This is a genomic window from Afipia sp. GW823-FHT06G09 (assembly GCF_058794875.1).
In genome coordinates this window covers 71,683-95,175 of record NZ_JBXAHF010000002.1, presented here as the reverse complement: position 1 = coordinate 95,175, position 23,493 = coordinate 71,683, and the positions used below count along the sequence as shown (strand labels likewise).

Here is a 23,493-nt window from a genome sequence, read left to right as displayed (position 1 = left end):
AACCGCTCAATCTTGGTCGCTTTGAAAAGCGATGCCCTTACTGTTTTTCGGGTCAAAATGTCATCCAGATTTCAAATTTTCGTCTGTGCGGTGCTCGCATTCGCGCCTGCATGGCTGCCTGTCGGCGCGGTCGCGCAGCAGGATCTCGATCCCGAAATGCGTATCGAGCGGCTGGAAAACCAGCTTCGCACGCTGACCGGCCAGAACGAGGAATTGCAGTACCGCAACCGCCAGCTTGAAGAGCAGTTGCGGGCCCTGCAGGGCGTCCAGCCGGCGCAGCCCGGTCAGGCCGCCGCGCCTCGCGCCGCCGTGCCGAACGTCGCCGTCGCTCCGCAGCCCAATGCCGGCTACCAGCCAAATCCGGGTTACCAGACGCCACCCGCCACCGGTCCAGCGCCTGCGGTGATCGCGGCGCCTGTCGCCAGCACCGGCCGACGCGGCGATGCGTTCGATCCGAGCCAGAATCCGAACGCGCCGGGTGTGCCGCGTGCGCTGGGCGGCGGGCAGGCGCCTTTGTCCGGCGGTCAGGTCGGTGCGCCGGGCGGGCGTGACGCAGGCGAGCCGCTCGATCTGTCGAATGTTGGCGGTCCGCGAGATCCTTACGGCGCGCCGGCGCAGCGTCCGGTGCCACAGGCCCCGAACACGACGGCGTCGCTGACCACCCTGCCGCCGTCGGCAACGCCGCGCGACGAGTTCGATCTCGGCATCGGCTACATCCAGCGCAAGGACTATGCGCTGGCCGAAGAGACGATGCGCAACTTCGCGCAGAAATATCCGACCGATGCGCTGCTGCCGGATTCGCAGTACTGGCTTGGCGAGAGTCTGTACCAGCGGCAGAAGTACCGCGACGCTGCGGAAGCCTTTCTCGGCGTGACCACGAAGTTCGACACCTCGGCGAAGGCGCCGGACTCGCTGCTGCGCCTTGGTCAGTCGCTCGCCGCGCTGAAGGAAAAGGAAGCTGCCTGCGCCGCCTTTGGCGAAGTCACGCGCAAGTATCCGCGCGCCTCGAATGGGGTGAAGCAGGGTGTGGCCCGCGAGCAGAAGCGGGTCGGCTGCTAGTATCAATCCGTCATTGCGAGGAGCGCTTGCGACGAAGCAATCCATTCTCCTTAAAGGTGGATTGCTTCGCTTCGCTCGCAATGACGGGGTGGAACGTCTATTCTGATGCCTGCAGTTCTTTCCCCGTCGGGATAAAAACCGGGCTTCTGAACACTATGCCCTCCGCCGAAACGTCGCCTGTTTCAGTTCTGGACGCGAAACGCCTGTTCGCCGACTGGAAGGCTGCGCCCGCGGTGGTGCTTGCCGTGTCCGGTGGCCCGGACTCCATGGCCCTGATGTGGCTGGCCGCGCGGTGGCGGCTTGCGCTGAAAAAGGGGCCGCGTCTTCTTGCGATCACCGTCGACCATGGCCTGCGCAAGGAGGCCGTGCGCGAGGCCCGCGACGTCAAGCAGCTTGCCGGCGCGCTCGATATCGAACATCGCACGCTGCGTTGGCGCGGCGAGAAGCCGAAAACCGGATTGCCCTCGGCCGCGCGCGAGGCACGTTACCGGTTGCTGCTGCGCGCCGCGGCGAGCCACGGGGCGTCTCATATCTTCACCGCGCACACCCGTGACGATCAGGCCGAGACCGTGATCATGCGGCTGTCGCGCGGCAGCGGAATCGCGGGACTGGCGGCGATGGCGCGGCAGTCGGATCGCGGCGGTGTGGTTCTGGCGCGGCCGTTTCTGGATGTCCCGAAATCCCGGCTGGTTGCGACGCTCACGAAGGCCGGAATCGCGTTTGCCGATGACCCGACCAATCACGATCCGCGCTTCACCCGCCCGCGGCTGCGCGCACTGATGCCTGCGCTGGCGGCGGAGGGCGCCGATGCGCGGGGGCTGGCGCGTCTTGCGTCGCGTCTCGCGCGCGCCAACGCCGCGCTCGAAGTCATGACCGATGGCGCCGAGCGTTATCTGGCCAGCATCAACGGCGCGGCGGCCGGCAGTTTCGACCTCGCGGCCTTCACGGCCCTGTCCGATGAAATTCGGGTGAGGCTGCTGATGCGCGCGATTGACCGCGCCGGTCATGAGGGGCCGGCGGAACTCGGCAAGGTCGAGGCGTTGTTACAGGCGATGGACAGAGCCACGGCCGGGAAAAAGCCGAGTCCGGGCGCTCAACTGAAGCAGACGCTGGCCGGGGCCCTCATCAGCATCCGGCAGGGACGCATCTATATTGTTCCCGCACCTCCGAGGGGCCGGCGCAAGGCTGGTCTGTCTTAAAAGACGGCTCGTTTGCCTTAACCACTGTTGAAATAGCCCCGCCAAACCGCCCTTATTTCACCCGGAATGACGTTAAGATGCGTTAAATAGTCCCGAGAGGTTCCCTTGGCATCCGGGGGCGCCACACCTAGATTGTAAAGCAATCCGCACCGAAAAACGTGTTGAAGACCCAAGGACATCAGGCCGCGATCCATGCGGCCACGAAGGAAGCCCAATGAACGCCAATCTGCGCAATTTCGCCCTCTGGGTCATTATCGTCTTGCTGCTGTTGGCATTATTCACGTTGTTCCAGAATCCGGGGCAGCGGGCTGCCTCGCAGGATATTTCGTTCTCCCAGCTTCTGACCGAGGTTGACCAGAACCGCGTTCGCGACGTGGTCATCCAGGGGCCGGACATCAACGGCACCTTCACCAATGGTTCGACCTTCCACACCTATGCGCCGAACGACCCGACGCTGATCAAGCGCCTGTATGACGGCAAGGTGTCGATCACCGCCAAGCCGCCGGGCGACAACGTGCCGTGGTTCGTCTCGCTGCTGGTGTCGTGGCTGCCGTTCATCGCGCTGATCGGCGTTTGGATCTTCCTGTCGCGCCAGATGCAGGGCGGCGCGGGCAAGGCGATGGGCTTTGGCAAGTCACGCGCAAAGATGCTCACGGAGGCCCATGGCCGCGTGACGTTCGAGGACGTCGCGGGTGTCGATGAAGCCAAGCAGGATCTGCAGGAGATCGTCGAGTTTCTGCGCGACCCGGGCAAGTTCCAGCGCCTCGGCGGACGCATTCCGCGCGGCGTGCTGCTGGTCGGCCCTCCGGGCACCGGCAAAACGCTGATCGCGCGTGCGGTCGCCGGCGAAGCCAATGTGCCGTTCTTCACGATCTCGGGTTCTGACTTCGTCGAAATGTTCGTCGGCGTCGGCGCAAGCCGCGTGCGCGACATGTTCGAGCAGGCGAAGAAGAACGCGCCGTGCATCATCTTCATCGACGAAATCGACGCGGTCGGCCGTCATCGCGGCGCCGGCCTTGGCGGCGGCAATGACGAGCGCGAGCAGACCCTGAACCAGTTGCTGGTCGAGATGGATGGCTTCGAGGCGAACGAGGGCGTGATCCTCATTGCCGCGACCAACCGTCCCGACGTGCTCGATCCCGCGCTGCTGCGTCCCGGCCGTTTCGACCGTCAGGTCGTGGTGCCGAATCCGGACGTTGTCGGCCGCGAGCAGATTCTCAAGGTCCATGTCCGCAAGGTGCCGCTGGCGCCGGACATCAACCTCAAGACCATCGCACGCGGCACACCCGGTTTCTCCGGCGCCGATCTGATGAACCTCGTCAACGAGGCCGCACTGACCGCCGCACGCCGTAACAAGCGCATGGTGACGCAGGCCGAGTTCGAGGAGGCCAAAGACAAGGTGATGATGGGTGCCGAGCGCAAGTCGCTGGTCATGACCGAGGAAGAGAAGTTGCTGACGGCCTATCACGAGGGCGGCCACGCCATCGTCGGCCTCAACGTCGTTGCGACCGATCCGATCCACAAGGCGACCATCATTCCACGCGGCCGTGCGCTGGGCATGGTCATGCAACTGCCTGAGCGCGACAAGCTGTCGATGTCGCTCGAGCAGATGACCTCGCGTCTTGCCATCATGATGGGTGGACGCGTGGCGGAAGAACTGATCTTCGGCAAGGAGAAGGTGACCTCCGGCGCATCGTCCGACATCGAGCAGGCCACGCGGCTTGCCCGCATGATGGTCACGCGCTGGGGTCTGTCGGAAGAACTCGGCACGGTGTCCTACGGCGAGAACCAGGACGAGGTGTTCCTCGGCATGTCGGTGTCACGCACGCAGAATGCCTCCGAGGCAACCGTGCAGAAGATTGACAAGGAAATCCGCCGCTTCGTCGAAGAGGGCTACAAGGAAGCGACGCGCATTCTCACCGAGAAGCGCGCCGACCTCGAAACCCTGGCGAAGGGCCTGCTCGAATTCGAAACGCTGTCGGGCGACGAAATCACCGATCTGTTGGCCGGCAAGAAGCCGAACCGCGAATCGGTGCTGGAGCCAACCGGCCCGCGCACCTCGGCGGTGCCGCCCGCGGGCAAGCCGCGTCCGCGTCCGGATGCCGGTCTCGAGCCGCAGCCGCAGGCGTGATGCGCCTTTAGGTATTGCCATAAAGGCCGCCCTTGGGGCGGCCTTTATTCTGGCCGTTTCCGGCGCGGGTTTAAGGGTTCATCAAGTCAAACCGGGCACTTTCCGACGTGGATGCCGCACCCGGAAGCAAATCCGACCATGTTGCAGGCCTGATGCAGACCGCGATGACCAGGTCGGCGCCGATATCCGGCGATGCCGAACACGCCGCGGTTCCCCGAATCGTGGTGCTGGTGTGCGTCGCGCTGTGTATCATGAATGTATTGTCGCTGGTCGGATCGGCGATCACCGGTCAATGGATTCTCGATCTTCAGGGTCTTGGAATTCCGACTGACTTCACCAACGTCTATGCCGCTGGACGGCTCGTCCTCGATGGCTACCCGGCTACGGCCTATGACTGGGATGCGCACAAGCTGGTTCAGGAGACGGTGCTCGGCCGGACGTTCGCCGACTTTTTCGGCTGGCATTATCCTCCACCGTTTCTTTTCGTTGCGGCATCGCTTGCAAAGTTTCCCTACTCGGTCGCGTTCGCCGGATGGGCGGCGATCACCTTCTCGTTCTATATTGTCACCATCCGCGCGCTGACGAACCATCGCATCGGATGGCTGCTGGCCTGCGCGTTTCCCGTGGTGATGTTCAACGCCCTGATGGGACAGAACGGATGCCTCACGGCGGCGTTGATCGGCGGAACGCTTTACCTGATGCCCAAGCGGCCCTGGCTCGCCGGCGTATGCCTTGGGCTGCTTACCTACAAACCACAGTATGGCCTGATCTTTCCCCTCGTGCTGATCGCTGCCGGGCAATGGAAGACATTCGCGTCGGCTGCGCTGACCGGCGCATCGGTCGCGGCATTGTCCTGGTGGGCGTTCGGCAATGTAACTTGGATCGAGTTCTTTCACTGGCTGCCGCGCGCGTCGGCAGCCTTCCTGTCCGATGGCGCCGCCACCTTCGGCAAGATGCAAAGCACCCTGTCACTGGTGCGGTTTCTTGGTGGTGGCGATACGCTCGCCCGCAGTCTTCAGTGGGGCGTGAGCGGGATGGTGGCGCTCGCGGTCGTCATTCTCTGGCGCAGTCGCGTCAGCTACGAGATCAAGGCCGCGGCGCTGGCTACCGGAGCGTTGCTGGCAACGCCATATCTCTATTTGTACGACATGATGGTGCTTGCTATCCCCGTGGCGCTGATTCTGCGCATGGGCATTACGGACGGGTTTCTCGATTACGAACTGCCGGCGCTCGGCGTTGTAACCGTGTTGCTGATGGTCTTCCCGTATGTCGTCATGCCGACCGGACTTGCCGCGGCACTGATCGTTGCGGCGCTGATTGCGCGCCGCGCGTACTTGCAGTGGGGCGACGATCGGGACCCGGTCTTACGGCCTTAAACGCATAGCGCGCATGCATTTCCGTCACATTTATTCGCCGCAGGTCGCAGCCGAAATGCTTGACCCTCCGCCGCATTCACCGCACGCATAAAATCTTCCTGCGGATGAATCGATGACGGCCCCAGTCCCTCCAGATCACTTCCACGCGCCTGCCTACTGGTCGCGTAACGCCATCATGCCGGGCATCGTCGCCATTGCGCCGATGCTGCCGGGCACGCTTGCCTTCGGCATGGCGTTCGGCGCGCTCTGCGCGCAGAAGAATTTCACCCTCACCGAAGTGCAGGTGATGATGGCTTTCGTTTACGGCGGGCTGTCGCAGTTCGTCGCGGTCTCATCCTGGCCCGACATGCTGACGGCGTCGTCCATCGCGACGCTGGCGCTGCTGACGGCGACCGTGAACATCCGTTTCTCGCTGATGAGCGCCAGCCTGCGCCCATGGTTCGGCACGCTGCCGTGGTGGCAATCGTATCCCTCGATGCTGCTGGTGACCGACGGCGGCTGGCTCGCCGCCACGCGCTACCGCAACCATGGCGGCGCGGATGCGTCGTTCTTCGTCGGCGGGGGCATCGTGCTGTACGTCCTGTGGTTCGCGTCGTCGCTGCCGGGGTATCTGCTTGCCGGGCAGCTCAGCGATCCGAAGAAATACGGCGTCGATCTGGTGGTGCCGGCGTTCTACGCGGCGATGCTGGTGCCGGCCTGGAAAGGCCCGCGCCGGGCGATCCCGTGGGCGGTGTCAGGTATCGTCGCGCTGACGGTGCATTGGCTCATGCCGGGCTGGTGGTTCATCATTGCCGGCGCGGTCTCCGGCGCGATCAGCGCCGGGCTGATGGACGATCCTTCGACCGATGATGTGAAGGCGCATGGAGGCGCCGCATGAGCGAACTCATGCGCTCCGATGTGATGATCGCATTCGCGGTGATGACGGCGGTGACGGTCGCTTCGCGTCTCGGCGGCTACTGGCTGATGGGCTATGTCACCATCACCCCGCGTGTGCGCCGGATGCTCGATGCATTGCCTGGTTCGATCATCGTCGCCGCGTCGCTGCCAGTCGCGGTGAATGGCGGCGCGGTCGTACTGTTCGCCATCGGTGCGGCGATCGCCATCACGATTATCCGGCGCAACGAATTCGTCGCCGTGATCACCGGAATGGCGGTGGCGGCACTGGCGCGCGCGCTCGGCTTCAGCGGCTGAGGATTCCGGGAAGAACGGGCCGGTTCCGGCAAGGAATCGAATCCGGAAAAGGAGTATCTTTTTTGCTGCACTGCGAATTTGAATCCGTGTGCACTGAAACGCTTGTCTCCGCTTTTGAACTGGTGTTCACTTCTTTTTGGGAGACGAACGCCATCAATGGTTTACAGGCGAACTCATCAGGTCGTGAAACGCCTTGCGGCACGCCGCAATGCGATCCTTGCAGCAGCCCGCGACGCAGCTGCTGAAGGCGGAATGGCGGCGGTTCAGATCGCGCCGGTGGCCACCCGCGCGAATGTCGCCGCAGGCACGGTCTATCGCTATTTCCCCTCCAAAGCCGATCTGATCTCCGAGTTGATCGCCGATGTTTCGCGGGCGGAACTCACCGCGATCCGGCGCGCCGCCGATGCTGCGCCGGGGCCTTCGTCGGCGCTTGCCGCAGCGGTCACCACCATTGCTGTGCATGTCGTGTCGAATCGCAAGCTGGCCTGGGGCATTCTGGCCGAGCCGGTGGATGTCGATGTCACCGAATCACGCGTTGCCAGCCGCCGGGAGATCGCCGCTGAGGTCGAAACCCGGATTGAGGCGGCGGTGCGGGCAGGGCACCTTCCGGCGCAGGACATCTCGCTGGCTGCCACCGCCCTGATTGGGGCGCTCCATGAATCGCTGGTGGGTCCGCTGGCGCCTGACGATATCGACGACCCGGTGAAGCTGCGCGACTCGGTGCAGGCGATCACGCTGTTCGCGCTGCGGGCCGTCGGCGTGCTCGATGCCCGCGCCCGCGGTCTTGTGGTGCAGGCGGTGATGCCGGTGATGCCGGCGCGGCGGGAGCTGGGTGCTCTGGTCGGATAGACGCCGCCCGATCCAGCCTCACGTTCTCTCGAACCCGAATGTCTCCAAGCATGTGAAATGCGGCGAACTCAGATTCGCTATTCCGGTTTGGAACTGTTCAAATGGTGCAAGACATGCTGATATATCAGAACAGCAAGGCGTGATACGACGCGCCGTTTTTTGGAGTGCGCGTATGTCCATCATGATGCCTGAAGCCGATCAGGCGGTACTCGCCCGCCGTGACGAGATCGTCGCGGCCCTGCAAAAAATCGTGCCGGGTGAAGGCGTGATTTCGAGCGCCCGGGAAATGCAGCCTTATGAGTCCGATGCGCTGACGGCCTATCGCCAGCCGCCGATGGTGGTGGTGCTGCCCGACACCACCGAGCAGGTCTCGCAGGTCCTGAAATACTGCCACGACAACGGCATCAAGGTGGTGCCGCGCGGCTCCGGGACCTCGCTGTCCGGCGGTTCGCTGCCGCTGGCGGATGGCGTGCTGCTCGGGCTCGGCAAGTTCAAGCGGGTGCGCGAGATCGATTTCGAGAACCGCGTGGCGGTGGTCGAGCCGGGCGTGACCAATCTCGCCATCAGCCAGGCGGTCGCGCACGAGGGATTTTACTATGCGCCCGACCCGTCGTCGCAGATCGCCTGCTCGATCGGCGGCAACATCGCGGAGAATTCCGGCGGCGTTCACAGCCTCAAATACGGACTGACTACCAACAATGTGCTGGGCTGCGAGTTCGTCCTCATCACCGGCGAAATCCTGCGGATCGGCGGCAAGGCGCCGGAGACCGACGGCTATGACGTGATGGGAATCATCACCGGCTCCGAAGGTCTGCTCGGTGTCGTCACCGAAGTGACGGTTCGCATTCTGCAAAAGCCGGAGACCGCGCGTGCGCTGATGGTCGGCTTTGCGGAGATCGAAGCGGCCGGACAATGCGTCGCCAACATCATCGGCGCGGGGATCATTCCGGGCGGCATGGAGATGATGGACCGGAATGCCATCCATGCGGCTGAAGCCTTCGTCCATGCGGGCTATCCGCTCGATGTCGAGGCGCTGCTGATCATCGAACTGGATGGTCCGGCGGTTGAAGTGGATGAATTGATCGAGCGCGTGGAGAAGATCGCGCGCGCATGCGGTCAGACGACACTGCAGATTTCGAATTCCGAGCAGGAGCGGCTGTTGTTCTGGGCCGGACGCAAAGCCGCGTTCCCGGCGGTTGGCCGCATGTCGCCCGATTACCTCTGCATGGATGGCACCATTCCGCGCGGCAAGCTGCCGGAAGCGCTGGCCGGCATTCGCGACCTGTCGGAAAAGTACGGCCTGCGCGTCGCCAACGTCTTCCATGCCGGCGATGGCAATCTGCATCCGCTCATTCTCTACGATGCCAACATCGCCGAGGAGATGGACAAGGCGGAAGCCTTCGGCGCCGACATCCTGCGGCTCTGCGTCAAGCTCGGCGGCGTGCTGACCGGCGAGCATGGCGTCGGTGTCGAGAAGCGTGACCTGATGCCGGAGATGTTCAGCGATATCGATCTGGCCCAGCAGCAGCGGCTGAAATGCGCGTTCGACACCCAGGGGCTGCTCAATCCCGGCAAGGTGTTTCCGACCCTGCACCGCTGCGCCGAACTCGGACGTGTCCACGTCCATGGCGGCAAGCTCGCCTTTCCCGACATTCCGCGATTTTAAGCTGATGATCCGGGATCCAGAGAACCGCTTGCCGGGTCAGCTTCGCATGCAAACGAGACAGGATAAGGCGTGGATACGTTGAAGGTACGCGATGCCGGTGATGTGGAGGAGGCCGTGCGCAGCGCGCTCGCCGCCGAGCAGCCGCTTGAGATCGTCGGGCACGGCAGCAAGCGTGCCATTGGGCTGCCGATGGCCACCAATGCGGTGCTGGATCTATCCGCGCTGAATGCGGTGACGTCCTATGAGCCGAATGAGCTGATCGTCACCGTGCAGGCCGGTGCGCCGATGGCCGATCTGCTGTCCCTGATCGATTCCAAGAACCAGCAATTCGCGTTCGATCCGATGGACACCTCGGTGCTGCTGGGAACGCCGCGCGGGGCCGGAACGGTCGGCGGCATGATCGGCGCCGGGCTCGCGGGACCCCGCCGCATCAAGGCCGGGGGCGTGCGGGACCACCTGCTCGGTGCCAACGCGGTTTCGGGCTTCGGGGACTCGTTCAAGACCGGCGGCAAGGTGGTGAAGAACGTCACCGGCTATGACCTCTGCAAGCTGCTGGCGGGCTCATGGGGCACGTTGTCGGTGATGACCGAGGTGACGCTCAAGGTGATGCCGAAGGCCGAAACCGAGCGCACGCTGGTGCTTCGCGGTCTTGACGACGTGGCCGCGAACCGGGCCATGACCACGGCCCTCGGATCGCCCTACGACGTGTCGGGTGTGGCGCATCTTCCGTTATCCGTCTTCCGCGACACCGGAGGCGGGCTCGCCGGTCTGGGATCATCGCAGCAGGCGGTGACCCTGATCCGTCTCGAAGGCATCGGCGCTTCGGTCCCTCATCGTGCTGGCTCGGTGAACAAGGCGCTTGCGTCGTTCGGTGCGGCGGAGATGATCGAGGACGATGCCTCCGCTGCGGTCTGGGCGTCACTTCGCGACGTCACACCATTCGCGGCGTCGGGATCTCTGGGTGCGTGGCCGGTGTGGCGTATCGTCTGTCCGCCGGCTTCCGGCGGTGCATTCGGTCAGGCGCTGGCGCGCGACACCGGCGGCGACGTGATCTACGACTGGGGCGGAGGACTGATCTGGGCGGCGCTGCCGCCTGCGGCCGATGCCCATGCGGCGCTGCTTCGGCAGCGGCTGAAGCCGGTCGGCGGCCACGCCACGCTCGTTCGCGCGGCCGACCAGGTCCGCAATACGGTCGATGTCTTCCATCCGCAGGACGCCGGCGTCGCTGCGCTCGGCCAGCGCGTCAAGGCGAGCTTCGACCCCAGAAACATTCTCAATCGCGGCCGGATGGTGCGCACATGATCCGGAACGGCAACCCATGAAGACCGAATTTTCCCTCGCCCAGCTCGCCGATCCCGACATCCGGGAAGCCGACAAGATCCTGCGCGCCTGCGTCCATTGCGGCTTCTGCACCGCGACCTGCCCGACCTACGTCCTGCTGGGCGACGAGCTCGACAGCCCGCGCGGCCGCATCTACCTGATCAAGGATATGCTGGAGAACGACCGCAAGCCGACGCAGGAGGTGGTCAAGCACATCGATCGCTGCCTCTCCTGCCTTGCCTGCATGACCACCTGCCCCTCGGGGGTGAACTACATGCACCTCGTCGACCAGGCGCGGGTCAAGATCGAGGAAGAGTATGCGCGGCCGTTGCCGGAACGCTTTCTGCGCGGCGTCCTCGCTTATGTCCTGCCGCGTCCGGGCCTGTTCCGGGTCAGCATGATGGGGGCCCGTCTCGCCCGTCCGTTCGCAGCCTTGCTTCCTTCTGCTGCCAAGCATGGGGTTACGCCGACATTCTTTGACCGGCTCCGCGCGATGCTCGCACTTGCACCGAAGCATCTGCCTGCGCCCGGGCCATCCGGCGGCAAGATCTTTCCCGCAGAGGGCCAGAGGCGCGGCCGCGTGGCGCTTCTGCAGGGATGCGCCCAGCAGGTTCTGTCGCCCGGCATCAATCAGGCCGCGATCCGGATGCTGACCCGTCAGGGCATCGAGGTGGTGCTGGTGGCCGACGAGCAGTGCTGCGGCTCTCTGACCCATCACATGGGGCACGATGATGATGCGCTGAAACGCGCGCGGGCGAACATCGAGGTGTGGACAAACGAGATCGACAGAAACGGTCTCGACGCCATCCTCGTGACCACGTCGGGATGCGGGACGACCATCAAGGACTATGGCTACATGTTGCGAGAAGACCGCATGTTTGCAGCAAAAGCCGCACGTATCTCGGCCCTTGCGAAGGACGTCACCGAGTACCTCGCTGGCATCGACATCGCGTGGCCGCAGAGCAAAAACGATCTCGTTGTCGCGTATCACTCCGCATGTTCGTTGCAGCACGGACAGAAAATCACGCAGCTTCCGAAAGAATTGCTTTCCAAGAGCGGATTCGTGGTGAAAGATGTGCCGGAGAGTCATCTGTGTTGCGGTTCGGCAGGAACGTACAACATCCTCCAGCCCGACATTGCGAAGCGACTACGCGAACGAAAGATCGCGAACATCGCATCGACGAAGCCGGACGTTGTCTCTGCCGGCAACATCGGCTGCATGGTGCAGATCGGCTCTGTGGAAAGTACCGATGGAACGTCAGTCCCTGTGGTGCATACGATTGAGCTGCTCGACTGGGCGACCGGCGGTCCTCGACCGGATTTATTGACGAGATCAATGAAGGGCCCCCGCGTTGGGAGTGCCTGAACGCCGGCTGAGATGCGGCCGGCGGAAACAGGAGGACCACAATGGCTAAAGGCAAGAAGAAGAAATCCAAGGGCAAGAAAGCTAAAAAGCTGATGGCGGCCAAGAAGACCGCCAAGAAGGCTGCAAAGAAATCGGCAAAGAAGGCCGCGAAGAAATCCGCCAGGAAGTCGGCGAAGAAAGCCGTGAAGAAGTCCGCCAAGAAGGCGGCCAAAAAATCCGCGAAGAAATCCGCCAAAAAGTCGGCGAAAAAATCCTCCGCCAAAAAGGCCGCTGCGCCGAAGAAGGCCGCTCCGAAAAAGGCCGCGAAGAAGCGCGCTCCGAAGCCCGCTGCTGCTCCGGCCGCCGAGCCGGCACCGGCGTCCGAATCGAGCTGGTCCAGCCCGGCTCCGGCTTCGACCCCCAGCTGGTCATCGGGCTTCGGCTCCGGCGGCGACGACAGCAACAACTGAGATCAGGGCCTGCTTCGGCGGGTTTGCTGGTGCCTTTCGGAAAAGCCGCAGCGGTTTCGCTGCGGCTTTTTTTTCGTGCGCTCAGGGGCGCGAATCGGACCCGGATCCAGAAGGCCCTATGGGGATATCGAGGGGAAACCGGGCGGAAATGCCGGGATATTCCGGCCGGATGGGCAAATTAGGGCTGAAATTTGTTGTCGGAATGCAACACTGCGGCAGAACATCACCCCGAAGCCTCAAAACGCCCAAAAAGGCGGCAGTTGCTTGGGTTTTTTGCTTCACGCAAATGGCATTGCCCATCACATTGATGCCACGAAACGAATTCGCGCAGTCGATTAACGCTTGTCTCTCGGACCTTCGGCAATCGGACTGAATTGTAAACGATGATGGGGATCGTCATGAAGAAAGTAAGTTTGTCGGTCGCAGCAGTTACGATCGCTGCGATGGGTCTGGGTTCGGCTTCCGCCGCCGATCTAGGTAAGGTCTACACCAAGGCTCCGGCACCGGTTGTGGTTTCGCCTTGGGATGTCGCGTTCGGCGCAGCGGTCATGAGCAACTACGTGTTCCGCGGTGTGACGCAGTCCAACAAGAACGCGTCGGTCTCCGCTTACTTCGAACCCCGTTACAACATCAATCCGAACCTGCAGCTTTACGCCGGTGTCGCCGGTGAAAGCATCTCCTTCACCAACCGTGCGGCTGCTGAAATCGACGTCTACGCCGGTATCCGCCCGACCTTCGGCGCCTTCGCGTTTGACTTCGGTGTCTGGGGCTACCTGTATCCAGGCGGGCAGTGCACCGAGAGCTTCGGTGGTCCGGGTGGTGCGGCTGTTTGCCCCGCCGGCTCCAGCTTCGTTCTGCCGAGCTTCAACGGCATGAAGAAGGACGTCAGCTTCTACGAAGTGTACGGCAAGGTGAACTACACCTTTAACGACTACTTCGCGATGGGCGGCAACGTCTTCTACTCGCCGAACTTCCTGAACACCGGCGCTGACGGCACCTACGCCTCGATCACCGCCAAGCTCACCGCACCGAGCAACCTGTTCGGCTCGAGCGGCGTCGGCGCCTATGTGTCGGGTGAATTCGGCCGCCAGTGGCTCGGCACCTCTGACTCGTTCTACGGCACCAACGTGGTTGCCGCCGGCTTCGCCGGTCCGTTCCCGAACGGCATCAAGTACGATGATTACAACACCTGGAACGTCGGTGTTGGCTTCACCTACAAGGTGTTCACCCTCGATCTCCGCTACTCGGGCACCGACCTGTCAAAGGCTGGTTGTAACGCTTTCACCAGCGACTACACCGCCCAGCAGACCGGTTCGTTCAGCGCGATCAACCCGGGTGGTTTCGGCTCCAAGTGGTGTGGCGATCAGTTCATCGCCAAGCTCTCGGCTGACGTGACCCTTGGTGCACTGAAGTAATTGGCGCTCTGAAGTAATCTCCTTCGTCTGAAGGATGTGAGGGCGGCAGAGAAATCTGCCGCCCTTTCCCTTTTGTTCGGTGATGAGCAGGTGGGTCGTGAGCAGGAGTTGGCGAGACAGATCGTCCGGATTTCTTAATGAAGCGGGACAGCGCAGGCTGGCGGCAGGGGTCATTGCAGGCCTCGGCGCAGCGCTGGCCATTGGCGCGATGGAGTTCCTGTCGGTTGCATTGACCTATCCACTGGCCGTGATCCCGTTCGCGACATCGATCGTTCTGGTGATCGGCTCACCCGAGGCCACGCCGGCGCAGCCGCGCGCGCTGATCGGTGGCCATCTGGTGGCGACACTAATCGGGCTGATGGTGGTGCATGCGGTGGGCCCGCAGCCATGGGCCGCGGCGCTTGCGGTCGGCCTCGCGGTCCTTGCGATGTTCCTCACCGGCACGTTTCATCCGCCGGCCGGGATCAATCCGCTGCTTGTGGTGTCGCTCAATCTGCCGTGGACATTCATCGTTGCCCCGGTTCTCGCCGGAGCATTGCTGCTCGCGGCGTTCGCATTCGTCTGGCATCGCGGCGTCCGGCGTCAGGATTGGCCGGAGCGCTGGCTTTAGATTGTCGCGACCCCTTTGCCTTCACCGAGCGTGAACTGCTCGCCGGAGCGCACCAGCGACACCTCGCGCTGATGGAATGCCTCGAGCGTCTTGCGGTGCCCGATCGAGACAATCGTGGTCTGCGGGAGCTTCGCTACGATCAAGCGATAGAGCATCTCTTCGGACGGTTCGTCCAGCGACGCGGTGGCTTCATCGAGAAACAGATACTGCGGCGCGTGCAGGAGCGCACGCGCGATGCCGAGCCGCTGCTGTTCGCCGAGCGACAGCGTCCTGTTCCAGTGTCCCTCCTCGTCGAGCCGCTCCGCCAGCGCGGGGAGGCCGATGAGTTTCAGTACATCGCCGAGCTGCGCCGCGCTGTAGGTGCCATCCTTCGAGGGATAGGTGATCGCCGACGCCAGCGAGCCGACCGGGAAGTAAGGCCGTTGCGGCAGCATCATCAACGACGCGCCTTTGGGGACCGAGATCGTGCCCCTGCCGAACGGCCAGATTCCCGCGATGGCGCGGAACATTGTCGATTTTCCAGAACCGGAGGGACCGGTGACCAGCGTGCGCTCACCGCTTTTCAGCCTGAAGCCGGAGGCCTGAACCAGCGGTCTGCCGTTCGGCAAAGTGAGCAGCAAGTCGTTGAGCGCGACGACATTGCCCTCCGCGGCAACCGGCTGAATCGAGTCCGGGCTCACCGCGAGCGCCTTCGCCGCGTCAATCCCGGCCTCGAAGCCGTTCAGGCGGGCGACCACAGCCTGCCACTCTGCCAGTGAGCGATAGGTCGAGATGAAGAACGACAACGCGCCCTGCACGCTGCCGAAGGCGGATGCGGTCTGCATCATGCCGCCGAGTTGCATCTTGTTGGCGAAGTAAGCCGGCGCGACCAGGATGTACGGGAAGATCACCGAGGCCTGCGCGTAGCTCGCGGTGAAGGCTGTCACCTTCTTGGTGCGGCTCATGATCCCGAGCCAGTTCTCGACCACCGCGCCGAACCGCGTCAGCAGGCGTTGGCGTTCGGCGGCATCGCCGTCGAGCAATGCGATCTGTTCGGAATTTTCGCGGACGCGCACCAAGTTGAAGCGGAAATCCGCCTCGTATTTCTGCTGCCTGAAATCCAGTCCGACCAGCGGCCAGCCGATCAGGTGGGTCAGCCAGGTTCCCAGCGCGGCGTAGATCAGCGCGCCCCAGACCATGTAGCCCGGAATGTCGATGTCCCTGCCGAACAGGTGCAACGGCGCCGCGCTCGACAAGGTCCAGAGGATCACCACGAACGACGCCAGCGTGACGATCGAGTTCAACAGGCCGATGCCGATGTTCAGCGTCCGGTCGACGAACAGCTTGACGTCATCGGTGAGGCGCTGGTCGGGGTTGTCGGCGGCGTCGCCCTGGAGCTGCATCCGGTAATGGTTGGCGTTGCTGAGCCATTCGCCGAGATAGCGCTCGGTCATCCATTTGCGCCAGCGGATCTGCAGCCACTGGTTCAGGTAGAGCTGATAGACCGCGATAATGATGAAGATCGTGACGATGACCGTGAAGTAGATGATCTCGTAGACGAAGCTGTCCCAGTTGCGCTCCTGCAGCGCGTTGTAAAACCGGTTGTTCCATGAATTCAGCAGGACGTTGATGCCGACGGTCGCGAGTTCGATCACGATCACTGCGGTCAGCAGGATGATACCGGCCCATTTGTCTTCGGAGCGGAAATAAGGTGCAGCAATCCGCCACACCGTTTTGAGGGTCGAGCCGATCCCATTCACAGATCTTTTCTCCTTGGGAGGGCCGTAAGGCCCTGAAAGATATTAGAAATACTCAAATACTAGACGAAAGTCGCAAAAGGTCCTGCCTGCGACATCTTGTCCATTGTGCGGCATTCACTCTAGCATGCCGCCGACGGCGAAAGGGCTGGGGAGCCCGTTTCATTTGGCATTGTGAGCGTTTTGGGGCCTCCGCCCGCGCTTACGGTTTTCATCACACGGTTGTGCTCTCCGGCTTGCAGACGCGTTGACCAACCACGCTCTGGTCAGGCGTCGCCAACAATGACGTGGGGAGGAAACTGCAATGTGGAATCAAATCTATAATCCGCTGGGGAATACCGCGCTGTCGACGATCGCGGCCGCCATCCCCGTCGTCACGCTTCTGGTGCTGATCGCGAGTGGCAAGGTCAAGGCCCACATCGCTGCGATCATTGCGCTGATCGTCGCCAACGTCATCGCCATTGCCATCTTCACCATGCCGGCCGGCATGTCGATCCGCGCGTCCTTGCTCGGTGTCGTCGTCGGGTTCTTCCCGATCGGCTGGATCGTGCTCAATGTCATCTTCCTTTACCGCATCACGGTCGAGACCGGCCGTTTCGAACTGCTGCAGCGTGCGATCGGCGGTGTCACCACCGACCGGCGCCTGCAACTGCTTCTCATCGCCTTCTCGTTCGGCGCCTTCTTTGAAGGCGCATCCGGCTTCGGTACACCGGTGGCGATCACCGGTGCGGTCCTGATCGGGCTTGGCTTTTCGCCGCTGGCCGCGTCGGGCCTGTCGCTGATTGCCAACACCGCGCCGGTTGCTTACGGCGCGCTCGGCACCCCGATCCAAGGCCTCGCATCGGTAACGGGCTTCGACCCATACGTTCTCGGCGCAATGGTCGGACGGCAATTGCCGTTCTTCTCGCTGCTGGTGCCGTTCTGGGTGATCTGGGCCTTCGCCGGATGGCGCGGCATGATGCAGGTGTGGCCGGCCATTTTGGTCACCGCCGTCTCGTTCGCGGTCCCGCAGTTCGTGATCTCGAACTTCATCAATCCATGGATCGTCGATATCGGCGCGTCCTTGATCTCGATGGGTGCGCTGATCCTGTTCCTCAAGGTCTGGCAGCCGAAGGAACTCTGGACGTCGCCGGCACTGCGCAGCAATGATGAATCAGCTGCGACGATGGTGCCGGCCAAACCGCTGGACACCACGCCGCTGACGCAGTCCCAGCTCTGGAGCGCGCTGCTGCCGTGGATCATCGTCTGCATCGTGATGCTGATCTGGGGTACGGGCTCGTTCAAGACCTGGGCGAACTCGATCTTCACCTGGAACTATCCTGTTCCCGATCTGCACAACATGATCAACAAGGTGCCGCCGGTGGCTGCGAAGCCGACGCCGGAAGGCGCCGTGTTCTCGTTCACCTATCTGTCGTTCACCGGAACGGGCATGCTGATCGCCGCGATCATCTCGGGCATCCTGATGGGCTTCTCGCCCGCCAGGCTGATCGGAGAATACGGCCGCACGATCAAGGTCTGCGCGATTTCGCTGATCACGATCTCGGCGATGCTGGCGATTGGTACATTGACGCGCCTGTCGGGCGTCGATGCAACACTCGGTCTGGCGTTTGCAGCGACCGGCGTGCTGTATCCGTTCTTCGGCACCTTGCTCGGCTGGTTGGGTGTGGCGCTGACCGGCTCCGACACGGCTTCGAACGTGTTGTTCGGCAACCTGCAGAAGATCACATCGGAACAGCTCGGGCTGTCGCCGATCCTGATGGCGGCTGCGAACTCATCCGGTGGCGTGATGGGCAAGATGATCGACGCCCAGTCCATCGTGGTGGCGTCCACGGCAACCAACTGGTACGGCCACGAAGGCTCTATCCTGCGGTATGTGTTCTGGCACTCGATCGTGCTGGCATGTCTCGTCGGCGGCCTCGTGATGCTGCAGGCCTACGTCTATCCGTTCACGGCGATGGTATTGAAGTAACCCATCGTTGCTGTAACGCGCGAAAGCATCCCCGCGGCGCAAGCCGCGGGGATTTTCTTTGGCTTTTCCGCCCGCGTCATGCGCGTCAATTTGAACAGCGCGCGCACTGGAAAAAACAGTCCTGAACGTCTAGAACCGCGCGCGGTTTGAAACTCGTGAGGTCATCATGACGGTTCTGCGACACGCTCTCGCCGGTCTTGCTTTTGCCATCGGCGTCATCGGTCAGGCTCATGCCAGCGAGTTTCCGTTCGGAGCGGAAATGACCCTCGAAGCGCGCCCGCAGCCGGGATCGAAGAGAATCCCGACGCTTGAGATCGGCGACAACGGCGAGGCGCAGCTCGATCTGTGGTGCAAATCCGGCAAGGGTCAGTTCTCGGTTGCCAATGACACCGTGATCTTCGTGCCCGGCGCGATGGAAGATCGCGGCTGCACGCCGGAGCGTGCGCAGCTTGATGACGCCCTGATCAATGCGCTCGGCGCTGCCGCCACCTGGAAACGGCAGGGCGATTTCGTTTCGTTCATCGGCGCGACGACGCTGCGGTTTCGCATCAGCACGAACTGAGCGCGCTCTAGCGCTCACGCAGGATCATGTCGGCGCAGGCGCCGGCAGACTGGATCACGCCGGTATAGCCGCCAAATCCAGCATAGGCCGAGGCCAGGTACAGTCCCGGCACCGGTGTCGCGGGTGTCTGTCTCAATGCGCGGAACAGCGAGCGCGGCGGTGTCGGTGCGAATCCATACACCGCGCCCTGCGGCGCGCCGAGATACTGGCGCACCGACAGCGCGGTGTTGAAGGTCGATGCGGTGATCGCTTGCGTCAGTCCCGGATAGTGTGCCTCAAGGTAGGCTACGATCGCATCCTGCCAGCGTGCGCGTTTGGCGCGGTAGCTGTCGGGATCGCCATCGGTCCAGTTCGACAACTGGTCAGGCCCGACGACGGACAAAACATACGGCGGCGCCGGTACGCCCGATTCGATTGCGGCATAATCGACGATGGCGAGCGGCGGCATCCGCTCAAGAGGCTCGTCAGCCATCAGGGCGGTCGCCTGCGCATAATCGTTCAGGCTGGTCATCCAGCCGGGCAGCAACTGGGTCGAATAGCTGCTGACACCGACCTCGCGCGGCGGCTGCGACAGGCCGAGTGTCAGCATGAACAGCGAGATCGACCGCTGGCGATGGCCGTAAGCCGCGATGAGTTTCGCGCTGCTGGGCTCAGGCAACAGCGCAGCCAGGGTTTCGGGTGCGGCGTTGCCGATGACGCGCGCGGTCTCCGCGGTCTGCGGATCGCTGCCGTCCCTGGCCGTATGGGTGACGCTTGTGATGTACCCATGTGCATCGATGCCGATGCTGCTGGCGGTCCGCCGCAGGATCACATCACTGCCTGCTGCCTTGATGGCCCGCGCCAGTGCACTGGAGAGGCGCTGCGATCCGCCCTGCACATAGCGCCCGCCGCTGAGCAGGTAGCTGCCCTGGGCGGCCGCAAAGAACATCCACCAGGTCGCCGCCGGATTGTCATTGTAATAGGAGAGGTTCGCAGCCAGCGCGGCCTTGACCGCTTCATTGTTGCCGAAGACGTGGTCGAGCTTCTGCGACAGCGACAGATTCCAGTCCCGGATCGAGGGCAGCAGGTCCCGGAGTGCAACGACGGCTTGCAATGGTGTCTTAAAAACCTGCGCTCCGCGCGACAGCACCCCCGTTGCGGATGCGATCTGTTCCATCTCCCCGAGCAGGCGAACGATGCCCTCGCGGGCCTCCGGAAACCGCTCGATCAGGGCGTGTCGGGCGGCATCGAAATTGTCGGGCAGGGTGAGCGGCGCGCCGACCGGTCCGCCGCGCACTTCATAGAAGGTGCCTGATGGAATCCATTTTACGGCATCGAGCACGCCGGCGCGCGTCAGTGGACCGTGCTTGGGGTCGCGCGGATCATGCGGATCGCTGGTCTCATGCAATGAGCCTTCGACGAACAGGTCGCCGACCTTGTAACTCGACGCCGCACCGCCGACCGAATTGCTGCGCTCGATCACCAGCACCTTGCGGCCTTCGCGCGCGAGAATCGCGCCGCTGGTGAGGCCGCCAAGGCCCGCGCCAATGATCACCGCGTCGTAGCGCGCCATGCGCTAGCGGATCCTGTAACGGGCGGGACGGCGGGCTATTTCCATGATGCCTTGTCGGTGTCCCAGCGCTGGCCTTTCAGTTCGGCGGTGATCGCCTTGATCATTCCGTCGTCGTCGTTGAACGTACTTTCTTCCTCGCCGCCGGAATCCTCGGAGAACTGCAACTGGGGTGCAGCGGTTTCGTCGGTGGTCTTGCTTGAGGGAATGCCGAGCCAGACGATCAGCCGATCCGAGCCGCCTGGCCTGTCGGGGCTGACCAGCGCGGTGATTTCCAGCGTCTCGGTCAGGTCGAGCGCAGGTGCGAGCTGGCTCGGACGCTTGAGTGTGAAGGTGAGTTCGCCGGTGGCCTCGTTCCATGTGGACGTCGCCGGTTTCGCGGCCATCACTTTCGCGGCGATATTGGTGATGGCGGCCGTGAATTTGTCACGGTTCAGTTTGCCGCCCTCGCTCCAGTCGCCGGCGGCAAAACGTACCGCGCGCTCCATGTCGTAAGTGCCGGAGGTCCAACCCGCCGCGACCACGCCGGGAGCGGCCTTCAGGTTTTCAATCAGGGCCGGCGCGCGGGCGGGATCGATGAAGAGGCGCAGCACCTGATGGCCGGAGCGCAGCGCGTTGCAATCGGTTGCGATGCTGTCGAGAGCGATCTGGACGTTCTGGCCCTTGAGGCTTTTGACGAGCGGCACGAAATTTTCACGCTTCACGCGCACGGCGACCGATTGCGGCGACACCTGCGTGAAGTCCTTCGGCGCCTCGCTGAGGTCGTCGTCGACCACCTGCGACTGCTGAAATTCCTTCTCATCGACATCGGCGTTGTCCGGTGACGAGACCGAGGTGAGATGATTGCCGACCGTGATCTTCCCGTCGAACGAGACGGATTTGCTGCCCTTGCGGATCAGGCTGACAGTGACAGGTGTCTTGTTCTCGATGCTCTGTCCGCTGCCGGAAAGTTTTTCGCCTTCCACCTTCAGGTCGATGACAAAGCGGTCCTTCCGGTCCGAGGCGGTGGATACGGAATAGCAGACGTCGAGTGTGGACGAGACCAGCTTCCCGCCCTGGCGCGTCTCCTTGATGAAGGCGTCGACCGGCAGGTCGCCGAGAAGATCGCCGAGCGAATTGAAGTAGCGGACCTCACTCGCGGCCGGTGCCGCCTTCGCATCCTTGGCGGTCTGGGCCTGAACCGGCAACGCTCCTGCCAGTGCGAGAGTGCAGCCAATCATCAATGCGCGCATGAGGTCTCATCCTGAGTCGAATTGGAACCGGACAATCTCAAAAGCGGGCCGGATTGTCGCGGTGATTCTTGAATATGAGACAATAAAAAAGGCCGCCCGCAGGCGACCTTTGATGTCGTTGAGATGAACGGGTGGCTTAGAAGCCCATACCGCCCATTCCGCCCATGCCACCCATTCCGCCGCCCGGCATGGCCGGTGCTGCTTCCTTCGGAATATCGGCAACCATCGCTTCCGTGGTCACGAGAAGACCGGCGACAGAGGCTGCGTCCTGCAGGGCGGTGCGAACCACCTTGGCCGGATCGATGATGCCCTTGGCGACGAGATCGACATACTCTTCGTTCTGTGCGTCGAAGCCGAAGGTCTCGGTCTTGTTGTCGAGGATCTTGCCGACAACGATGGAACCTTCAACGCCGGCGTTCTCGGCGATCTGGCGGATCGGAGCTTCCAGCGCCTTCAGCACGATGTTGATGCCGGCCTGCACGTCGGAGTTGTCATTGTTGATCCGGCCGACGGCCTTCTTGGCGCGCAGCAGCGCGGTGCCGCCGCCAGGAACGATACCTTCCTGAACGGCCGCGCGGGTTGCGTTGAGCGCGTCCTCGACACGGTCCTTCTTTTCCTTCACTTCGATCTCGGTTGCGCCGCCGACGCGAATGATCGCGACGCCGCCTGCGAGCTTGGCCAGACGCTCCTGAAGCTTCTCGCGGTCGTAGTCCGAGGTGGTTTCCTCGATCTGCGCCTTGATCTGGTTCACGCGCGCCTCGATGTCGGGCTTCTTGCCGGCGCCGTTGACGATGGTGGTGTTTTCCTTGTCGATCACGACCTTCTTGGCGCGGCCGAGCATCTTCAGGGTGACACTTTCCAGCTTCATGCCGAGGTCATCGGAGATCAGCTGACCGCCGGTCAGGATCGCGATGTCTTCCAGCATGGCCTTGCGGCGATCGCCGAAGCCCGGAGCCTTGACGGCTGCAACCTTGAGGCCGCCGCGCAGGCGGTTCACGACGAGAGTCGCGAGCGCCTCGCCTTCGATGTCTTCGGCGACGATCAGCAGCGGCTTGCCGGTCTGCACCACGGCTTCGAGCACGGGAAGCATCGCCTGAAGGCCGGACAGCTTCTTCTCGTGCAGGAGGATGTAGGCATCCTCGAGTTCGGCCGTCATCTTCTCGGGGTTGGTCACGAAGTACGGCGAGAGATAGCCGCGGTCGAACTTCATGCCCTCGACGATGTCCACTTCGGTGTCGAGCGACTTGGCTTCTTCAACCGTGATGACGCCTTCGTTGCCGACCTTCTGCATCGCCTTGGCGATCATCGAGCCGATGTTCGAATCGCCGTTGGCCGAAATTGTGCCGACCTGAGCGACTTCTGCGGAGGACGCGACCGGCTTGGCGCGCTTCTCGATGTCCTTGACCACGGCGGTCACGGCGATGTCGATACCGCGCTTGAGATCCATCGGGTTCATGCCGGCGGCAACCGACTTGGCGCCTTCACGCACGATCGCCTGGGCCAGCACGGTGGCGGTGGTGGTGCCGTCGCCCGCGGTGTCGTTGGTCTTGCTGGCGACTTCGCGCAGCATCTGCGCGCCCATGTTCTCGAACTTGTCCTCAAGCTCGATTTCCTTGGCGACGGTGACGCCGTCCTTGGTGATGCGCGGTGCGCCGAAGCTCTTGTCGATGACGACGTTTCTGCCCTTGGGGCCCAACGTCACCTTGACGGCGTTGGCGAGGGTGTCGACGCCGCGCAGCATGCGGTCACGCGCGTCTCCGGAAAATTTTACGTCCTTGGCAGCCATGGGGTTTACTCCTGATGATGTGTGTTTC

At 62.9% G+C, this 23,493-nt stretch carries 19 protein-coding genes; 15 read left to right on the top strand and 4 right to left on the bottom strand.

From position 1 onward, the window contains the following. Window positions 1-57: 57 nt before the first annotated feature. From ybgF to AC1Q67_RS07990, 13 genes are all read left to right on the top strand, one after another. Window positions 58-1,059, top strand: coding sequence for a tol-pal system protein YbgF (gene ybgF / locus AC1Q67_RS08050; protein ID WP_492234529.1), 1,002 nt, complete (start codon window positions 58-60; stop codon window positions 1,057-1,059). Window positions 1,060-1,214: 155 nt separating this feature from the next. Further along, the gene (tilS, locus tag AC1Q67_RS08045) at window positions 1,215-2,258 is read left to right on the top strand and encodes a tRNA lysidine(34) synthetase TilS (RefSeq protein ID WP_492234530.1); all 1,044 of its coding nucleotides are present in this window, start codon (window positions 1,215-1,217) and stop codon (window positions 2,256-2,258) included. Between the two features lie 214 nt (window positions 2,259-2,472). Beyond that, complete coding sequence (gene ftsH / locus AC1Q67_RS08040) at window positions 2,473-4,389, top strand: ATP-dependent zinc metalloprotease FtsH (protein ID WP_024574202.1); 1,917 nt, start codon at window positions 2,473-2,475, stop codon at window positions 4,387-4,389. Window positions 4,390-4,553: 164 nt separating this feature from the next. Then, window positions 4,554-5,765 carry a glycosyltransferase family 87 protein gene (locus AC1Q67_RS08035; RefSeq protein WP_492234531.1) on the top strand — a complete coding sequence of 404 codons (1,212 nt, stop codon included), beginning with the start codon at window positions 4,554-4,556 and terminating at the stop codon, window positions 5,763-5,765. A 112-nt stretch (window positions 5,766-5,877) separates the two neighbouring features. Continuing rightward, the gene (locus AC1Q67_RS08030) at window positions 5,878-6,642 is read left to right on the top strand and encodes an AzlC family ABC transporter permease (protein ID WP_492234532.1); all 765 of its coding nucleotides are present in this window, start codon (window positions 5,878-5,880) and stop codon (window positions 6,640-6,642) included. Further along, the gene (locus AC1Q67_RS08025) at window positions 6,639-6,956 is read left to right on the top strand and encodes an AzlD family protein (RefSeq protein ID WP_492234533.1); all 318 of its coding nucleotides are present in this window, start codon (window positions 6,639-6,641) and stop codon (window positions 6,954-6,956) included. The genes AC1Q67_RS08030 and AC1Q67_RS08025 overlap by 4 nt, the downstream gene beginning before the upstream one ends. A gap of 156 nt (window positions 6,957-7,112) precedes the next feature. Next, complete coding sequence (locus AC1Q67_RS08020) at window positions 7,113-7,805, top strand: TetR/AcrR family transcriptional regulator (protein WP_492234534.1); 693 nt, start codon at window positions 7,113-7,115, stop codon at window positions 7,803-7,805. Window positions 7,806-7,977: 172 nt separating this feature from the next. Continuing rightward, a complete protein-coding gene (locus AC1Q67_RS08015) occupies window positions 7,978-9,471 on the top strand; it encodes an FAD-linked oxidase C-terminal domain-containing protein (protein ID WP_024574207.1) in 1,494 nt (497 codons plus the stop codon). A gap of 69 nt (window positions 9,472-9,540) precedes the next feature. Further along, window positions 9,541-10,773 carry an FAD-binding protein gene (locus tag AC1Q67_RS08010; RefSeq protein WP_492234535.1) on the top strand — a complete coding sequence of 411 codons (1,233 nt, stop codon included), beginning with the start codon at window positions 9,541-9,543 and terminating at the stop codon, window positions 10,771-10,773. A gap of 16 nt (window positions 10,774-10,789) precedes the next feature. Further along, complete coding sequence (gene glcF / locus AC1Q67_RS08005; RefSeq protein WP_492234536.1) at window positions 10,790-12,157, top strand: glycolate oxidase subunit GlcF; 1,368 nt, start codon at window positions 10,790-10,792, stop codon at window positions 12,155-12,157. 41 nt (window positions 12,158-12,198) lie between these two features. After that, a complete protein-coding gene (locus AC1Q67_RS08000; protein ID WP_492234537.1) occupies window positions 12,199-12,606 on the top strand; it encodes a histone in 408 nt (135 codons plus the stop codon). Window positions 12,607-13,004: 398 nt separating this feature from the next. Continuing rightward, entirely contained in the window at window positions 13,005-14,021 is a 1,017-nt protein-coding gene (locus tag AC1Q67_RS07995) for a TorF family putative porin (protein WP_492234538.1), read from the top strand. Between the two features lie 97 nt (window positions 14,022-14,118). Further along, window positions 14,119-14,631 carry an HPP family protein gene (locus AC1Q67_RS07990; protein WP_492234539.1) on the top strand — a complete coding sequence of 171 codons (513 nt, stop codon included), beginning with the start codon at window positions 14,119-14,121 and terminating at the stop codon, window positions 14,629-14,631. Here AC1Q67_RS07990 and AC1Q67_RS07985 read toward each other — a convergent pair. Then, window positions 14,628-16,370: an ABC transporter ATP-binding protein/permease gene (locus tag AC1Q67_RS07985; protein ID WP_492234540.1), complete on the bottom strand. Its 1,743-nt coding sequence runs from the start codon at window positions 16,368-16,370 to the stop codon at window positions 14,628-14,630. The two genes, AC1Q67_RS07990 and AC1Q67_RS07985, sit on opposite strands and share 4 nt — an antisense overlap. Before the next feature lie 301 nt (window positions 16,371-16,671). On the opposite strand from AC1Q67_RS07985, the gene AC1Q67_RS07980 reads away from it, so the two are divergent. Both AC1Q67_RS07980 and AC1Q67_RS07975 read left to right on the top strand, forming a co-directional pair. After that, entirely contained in the window at window positions 16,672-18,336 is a 1,665-nt protein-coding gene (locus AC1Q67_RS07980) for an L-lactate permease (RefSeq protein WP_492234541.1), read from the top strand. Window positions 18,337-18,502: 166 nt separating this feature from the next. Further along, entirely contained in the window at window positions 18,503-18,898 is a 396-nt protein-coding gene (locus tag AC1Q67_RS07975) for an META domain-containing protein (RefSeq protein WP_024574215.1), read from the top strand. 7 nt (window positions 18,899-18,905) lie between these two features. Here AC1Q67_RS07975 and AC1Q67_RS07970 read toward each other — a convergent pair whose 3' ends face one another. The 3 genes from AC1Q67_RS07970 to groL all read right to left on the bottom strand — a co-directional run bounded on the left by AC1Q67_RS07970 (window position 18,906) and on the right by groL (window position 23,465). Further along, window positions 18,906-20,450 carry a phytoene desaturase family protein gene (locus tag AC1Q67_RS07970; protein ID WP_492234542.1) on the bottom strand — a complete coding sequence of 515 codons (1,545 nt, stop codon included), beginning with the start codon at window positions 20,448-20,450 and terminating at the stop codon, window positions 18,906-18,908. A 35-nt stretch (window positions 20,451-20,485) separates the two neighbouring features. Beyond that, entirely contained in the window at window positions 20,486-21,679 is a 1,194-nt protein-coding gene (locus tag AC1Q67_RS07965; protein ID WP_492234543.1) for a hypothetical protein, read from the bottom strand. Window positions 21,680-21,815: 136 nt separating this feature from the next. Further along, window positions 21,816-23,465 (bottom strand): chaperonin GroEL, encoded by a 1,650-nt coding sequence (gene groL, locus AC1Q67_RS07960; protein WP_024574218.1) that lies wholly within the window; start codon window positions 23,463-23,465, stop codon window positions 21,816-21,818. Window positions 23,466-23,493: the final 28 nt, after the last annotated feature.